This window comes from Vibrio sp. V10_P2A27P122, from assembly GCF_963874335.1.
Lineage (GTDB): Bacteria > Pseudomonadota > Gammaproteobacteria > Enterobacterales > Vibrionaceae > Vibrio > Vibrio anguillarum.
In genome coordinates this window covers 1-2633 of the sequence record NZ_CAWNHY010000194.1, presented here as the reverse complement: position 1 = coordinate 2633, position 2633 = coordinate 1, and the positions used below count along the sequence as shown (strand labels likewise).

The following is a 2633-nucleotide window of genomic DNA, read 5'->3' as shown; positions in this document are numbered from 1 at the left end:
CGTCGGCAGCGTCAGAGGTGTATAAGAGACACCTCTGAGGAGCACCCTAACTGTAGAAGAAAAGCACTTTATTTCATGTCGGCTTACCAGCTTCGTGAATGAACTAAAAAAAACAACAGATAAAATTAACATCGCATTAACAAAAAGAGCACTCACGTTTTAGCTAATTAAGCCAAAAGCATGAGCGCTCTTTACTACTCAATCATGAACTGATTGCGCTATTTTATAATAAATTGAATACCATCGGCTAACCAACCTTCAGACCAAACCTTGACTTGCCGAATTGCCGATCCGGCTGGCAGCTCAAACACTTCATCGTGGGTACTGATTGCGTAGTCTTTTGACCCCACTACTTTGGTTGAACCATCATCAAGCTTAAAAGTCATACGGAGTAAATGGCTGCCACCGTACTTGAACTCACCGGAAGTAACGGTTATTTGCGTAACGCGTTTCAGATCAATTTCAGTCAAACTACCACTTTCACCGCCTTGCATCGCATTGGCTTGCGTACCAATTGCATCAATCGCAGCGCCATGGCGAATATACAGTGTCCCCGATTGACCAACATCTTGTAAGGCCAATGAACCCGATGTAAACCCAAATACGGCCGATTCACTATCTGAATGAAATACGTTGGTGTAAGCGGTAATGGTGCGCACACTTACCTGATCATTGCCATCAGCATACAAACCTAACTCACCGCTGGTTTTATCATGACCAAGTAACTCATGAGAGAAAACATTACTCAGCTTATCGCTGTTTTCTATCCATTCCCAACGCTGACTTAAACTCGAACTACAGGTTTGTAATTGACCCAGTGATTGTCCATCCAAACATTGATGGATGTCGTTTGCACTCACATAACGACCTAACTGATCATAAATAAAAGATTGTGAGTTTTTGGTTTCATCACAGCTTGAGGCAGAGAGCGCGCCATTATCAGCCACATCAACGCAACGATTATTAAAGCTGCCCAATTGCAAATTCACTGGACGACCGCCCGTGAATACTGGGTGCTCCCAATCGACAGTAAAGCTAGCACTTTTGCTCACTCTGCGGCGCGTCGTATTTTCAAAACCATGGTAGGACTGATGCGCACCTACAACATAATAATGCTTATAAGCACCGTTATAAATGGGACGAATATTGACCGAAGAATCAATGGTAAATTCCGTTGTCCCTGTTGCATTAGGAGCGGCTTTATAGATCACATCCATTTTGGGTACGAAGCTCGCGTAACCAATCGGGTTAATGCGGTTGGTATCCACAGGATAAGTATTGACCCACAGCGCATCCGTTGAACGATTCATCATCGATTCGGCAGTCGCGTATTGGCTACGATTCCATTTAAAGCTGACGTTTTGTGCATTATTGGTGCTACGTTCAACACGATAATCGTGCGTTTTAAAGGTTAACCAACGGCTTTGGTTGTAGCTGGCATTGGCTTCTAGCTTGCCTTTAGGTCCATCAGCACTAACCTCTACACCACCACTCACTCCTAGCTGGAAGCCGGATACCTCTTTGACTTCATACTCCGCATTGAGGTTTTCTCTCGGGAACGTTTTTAAGATCTGCGCTTTGTTGTTCGAAGAGTTAAATACAAATTGGTAGTCTTGAGCGATGGCATCAGTCGACCAGTCTCGGAAATAAGCATCTAATGTCACGTAATCAGCACCTGATTGACGATAATCAAGACGGTCATTGAGATGGATCCCCGCACCCGTTGTATCATCATCTAAGCTGATGCGAACAATTTTCGCGTCCGGTGTCGCAGAGCCAATGGTGCCATATTGTAATGAACGCTCTAAATTAACTCTATAGATCAAAGAGATATTCGGGTTATCGCAAAACACTCGCGTACCTCGATCCCAAAGATGTGAGTTATTAAACGTACATTCATTATCAGTAATAGGCCGATTGACATTCAAATAAAACGCGACGTGTGGCAAAGAGTTCGTTTCCGAACCACTATTTGACACCATACTGGCCGTACTACGGCGCTGACGAGAATGGGCAATTGGGGCGGCTTCCAGTAGACGAATGTTGGCATCATTCTCGTCATCTAACGGTGTGAACAACAATTCTCCTTTGTGTTCACTGATGATCAAAAAGTCACTGGCAAACGCTAAGCCCAGTTTTTTCCTGAGCAATGCTTTCGCCTCTGTCTTTTGCGACTCACCTTCAATCGTACTGAAATCGACAAAATAGCGCATATGTTGGTTCAGTACATCGTCACGCATCTGCATTAGTGTCGGGGGCTCAACCTCTCCTTGTAACCAATAGCTCGCATTGAAGTAATTGATTTGGCTGTCATCCTGAAGCTCACTGAACATTTCAATGGCCAAACCTTGCGGCTGATTCACGTCAGCTTGAGCGGTGTTCCATACCAAACCTGACATAATGGCAATAGCGCTAAGTGCTTTTCTTCTGTTTATTAACATATAAACCTCGTAAGCATTTTATTGTTATCACGGTATTTAAAAGAAAATAAATACCCATTTTTATTTTTTCAGGCCACAAAATAAAAGGGTATTGGTTTTTTGGAACCTTTGTGGCGAATTATTAATAGATCTTAAAATAACAAACACAAAGAGAAATGATTTTTAATGTGGCTTAAAATCACAATAAAACTG

1 protein-coding gene is annotated in these 2633 nt (G+C 43.0%); it reads right to left on the bottom strand.

Going from position 1 to position 2633, the window contains the following annotated elements; translation table 11 throughout:
* Nucleotides 1-218: 218 nt before the first annotated feature.
* Nucleotides 219-2441, bottom strand: coding sequence for a leukocidin family pore-forming toxin (locus AACQ17_RS08455; RefSeq protein WP_017045101.1), 2223 nt, complete (start codon nt 2439-2441; stop codon nt 219-221).
* Between the last annotated feature and the right edge of the window lie 192 nt (nt 2442-2633).